General features: G+C 62.8%; 2 protein-coding genes. Both read right to left on the minus strand.

Features of this window, described 5'->3' with window-relative positions:
• Positions 1–2699, minus strand: a 2699-nt coding sequence (locus IVA98_RS30720) for an efflux RND transporter permease subunit (RefSeq protein ID WP_247333541.1), incomplete at its 3' end; no start/stop codon positions are given.
• A 68-nt stretch (positions 2700–2767) separates the two neighbouring features.
• Positions 2768–3817, minus strand: a 1050-nt coding sequence (locus IVA98_RS30725; RefSeq protein ID WP_247356145.1) for an efflux RND transporter periplasmic adaptor subunit, incomplete at its 5' end; no start/stop codon positions are given.

Genomic DNA, 3817 nt, shown 5'->3' on the forward strand with positions numbered 1-3817 from the left:
GTGTAGATGTTCATCGTCGCCACGCCGAAGAACAGCGGGATCAGCGCGCCGACAATCGCCATCGGCACCGAGATCATGATCACCAGCGGGTCGCGCAAGCTCTCGAACTGCGCCGCCAGCACCAGGAAGATGATGATCAGCGCGAAGCCGAAGGTGATCGCGAGCTGGTTACCTTCCTGAACATACTGCCTGCTATCCGCCAGATAATCGTGGCTGAAGCCTTGCGGCAGCTTCTTGGCCTCGCCTTCGAGGAAATCGACTGCCGCACCAACGGTCACGCCGGGCATCGGCACGGCCGAGAACGTCGCCGAATTGAGCTGGTTGTAGTGGGTCAGCGAGTTCGGGTCGGTCTTGGTCTCGATCGATACCACCGTCGACAGCGGGAGCTGCTGGCCGGTGTTGGTCGTCACATAGTAGCCGCCGAGCGATTCCGGCGACAGACGCTTGCCGCGCGGCACCTGCGGGATCACCTGGTAGGAGCGGCCTTCGAGGTTGAAGCGGTTGATGTAGTTGCCGCCGAGCAGCACCGCGAGCGTAGAGCCGAGGTTCTGCATGTTGACGCCGAGGTCCTGCGCCTTGGTGCGATCGATCGTGACCTTCACGTTCGGCTGATTGTAGGCAAGATCGCTGTCGGAGACGATGAACATGCCGCTCTTGCGTGCGGCGTCCTTCAGCTTCTCCATCTGCTCATAGACCGTCTGGAATCCGGCGGTGGAGTTGATCACCATCTGGATCGGCAGACCGCCCGGCCCGCCCGGCAGCGGCGGCAGGTTGAATGCGAAGGCCTGCACGCCCTCGATCTTGGAGAGCTCGGCCTGCACCAGCGGCTTGAGCTGGATCGACGACCGTTTGCGCTCGTCCCAAGGCTTCAGGAGCATGCCGGCGATACCGCCCTGCGGGCCGTTGATGCCGTTCAGCACGAAACGCAGATCGGTTTCGGGGAATTTCTGGAATTCCTTGTCGAGCTTCTCGCCATAAAAATCGACATAGTCGATGTTGGCGTATTTCGGCGCTTTGGTCACCGCAAACACGATGCCCTGGTCTTCCTCGGGCGCCAGCTCCTTCGAGGTGTGCATGTAGAGGAAGCCGACCAACCCGAGGATCGTCACCGCGAACAGGCCGGTGATCGCCTTATAATCCAACGACCGGTCCAGCTTGCGCCCGTACCACCGCGTGATGGCGCCGAACACCCGGTTCACAAGCTTGGAGAACCGGCCTTCTTCGGTGTTCTTCAGCAGCACCGAGCACATCATCGGCGACAGCGTCAGCGCGACTACGCCCGACACGATCACCGAGCCCGCCAGCGTGAACGCGAATTCGCGAAACAGCGAACCGGTCAGACCGCCAAGGAAGCCGATCGGCGCGTACACGGCCGCTAACGTGATGGTCATCGAGATGACCGGGCCGACGATTTCGCGCGCGCCTTGCAGCGACGCCTGTACCGGCGTCTTGCCCTCCTCCAGATGGCGGTGGATGTTCTCCACCACGACAATGGCGTCGTCGACCACGAGGCCGATCGCGAGCACCATCGCGAGCAGGGTCAGGAGGTTGAAGCTGAAGCCGAGCGCCAGCATCAGGGTGCAGACGCCGATCATCGACAGCGGGATGGTGACGACGGGAATGATGACCGAGCGCAGCGAGGCGAGGAACAGGAAGATCACCACGATCACGATGATCACGGCTTCGCCCAGCGTCTTCTCCACCTCGTCGATCGAGGATTGGATGAACTTGGTCGAGTCGTAGGCGACCTTCATCTTCATCGAGGGCGGCAGATTGCGTTCGAGCTCGGGGAACAGCGCGCGCACGCCCTTGACCAGCGTCAGCGGATTGCCCTGCGGCGTTGCCTGCACGCCGATGAAGATCGCATGCTCGCCATTGAAGGCAACGCTCGCGTCCGTGCTTTGGGCCGCAAGCTCGACGGTGGCGATGTCCTCCATCCGCACGAAGCCGCCGTCCTTGGCCTTGACGATCATCTTCTTGAACTGGTTGACGTCGGTCAGGCCCGTATTCGTCGAGACGTTCGAGACGATGAGATAGCCTTTGGTCTGGCCCGCCGCGGACTGGAAGTTGTTGGCCTGGATCGCCGCCGCAACGTCCGCCGGCGACACGTTGCGGCCGGCCATCTTCACGGGATCAAGCCACAGCCGCATCGCAAAGGTCTGGCCGCCTAAAATGTCGGCCGAGGCCACGCCATCGACCGTCGACAGCACCGGCTGCACCACGCGCGTCAGATAATCCGAGATCGCCGAGCCTGATAGCTCCTCGGACGAGAAGCCGAGATACATCACGGCCGTGGTTTGACCCGTGGTCTTGGTGACGATCGGGTCGTTGGATTCCTTCGGGATCAGATATTTGACCGAGTTCGTCTTGGCCAGCACCTCGGTGAGCGCCTGGTTCGGATCGAAGTTCAGCTTGATGTAGACCTGGATCGTCGAGGTGCCGAGGACCGAAGACGAGGTGATGTAGTCGACGCCCTCGGCGGAAGCGACCGCCTGCTCGATCGGCGTCGTGATGAAGCCCTGGATCAGGTCCGCGGATGCGCCGGGATACACGGTCGTGATGTTGATGACGGTGTTCGACAGCTTCGGATACTGCCGGATCGGCAGCACCATCGCCGCACGCAGGCCTATCAGCAGGATCAGCAGGCTGACGACGACCGACAGGACCGGTCGCTTGATGAAAATGTCGGTAAAGGCCATCGCGGCGTCTCGATTTCTATCTCTCAAGAGCGTGATCCGGCCGAGCCGGATCACGCGAATGTAATGGGTCAGTAGCGCGGCGGCTGCGCCGGGATTGCCGGGGGCGGGTCGGTCGAGATCGACACCGGTGCACCCGATTGCAGCTTGAGCTGGCCGACGGCGACGACCTTGTCGCCTGGCTTCAGACCCTTGACGATCTCGACGCGACCTTCGACCCTGTTGCCGGTCTGCACGAAGGTGCGTACCGCAGAGAGACTGGTCTTCCCGTCCTCTTCCTTTTTCTCGGTGATCACGAACACCGAGTCGCCGTACAGCGTGTAGTCGACCGCTGTCTCCGGAACGGTGATCACGGCCGGCTTCTCCGGCAGCACCACGGTGGTGGTGACGAACATGCCGGGCTTCAGGATCTTCTCCGGATTGGCGATGGTCGCCTGCACGCGGATGTTGCGGGTATCGGTCGCGATCTGCGGCTCGATCGTGGTGATCTTGCCCTCGAAGGTGCGGCCCGGATAGGCATCCACCCTGAGCCGGACAGTCTGGCCGACCTTCAGGCTGCCAGAATCCTTTTCCGTCACCGTGAAGTTGGCCCACAGCTCGGACAAATCGGTCAGCGAGACGATCGCCGTGCCGGCCGTCAGATATTGTCCGACCTCGACCTTGCGCATGCCAAGGTCGCCGGAGAACGGCGCGCGGACCAGTTTCTGCGAAATCAGCGCCTCGGTCTTGGCGATGCCGGCCTGCGCCTGGTCGTAGGCGGCCTGAGCCTGATCGACGGTCGCCTGCGGGCCGAACTGGCGCGAGGCCAGCTGCTTGGCGCGGTCGAGCGACAGCTGCGCGACGGTTGCCTGCGCCTTGTAATTGGCGAGATCGCCCTGCTCCGGTGCGTCGAACAGCTGCACCAGCGGCGTGCCGGCTTCGACACGCGTACCGGGCTCGAACTTGATCTCGGTGACGCGGCCGTTGACATCGGCACTGACGTCGACCTGATGCACGGCGACAAGGCTGCCGACCGCGGTGAGCAGGTTCGGCACCACCTCCGACTTCGCCTCGGCCGCGCTCACCGCGGTCGGCGGCGGCTTGTTGTTGGCGAAGAACTGCTTGATCATCTGGCCGCGGAA

It is taken from the genome of Bradyrhizobium sp. 160, from assembly GCF_023073735.1.
In the GTDB taxonomy this organism is placed as follows: domain Bacteria; phylum Pseudomonadota; class Alphaproteobacteria; order Rhizobiales; family Xanthobacteraceae; genus Bradyrhizobium.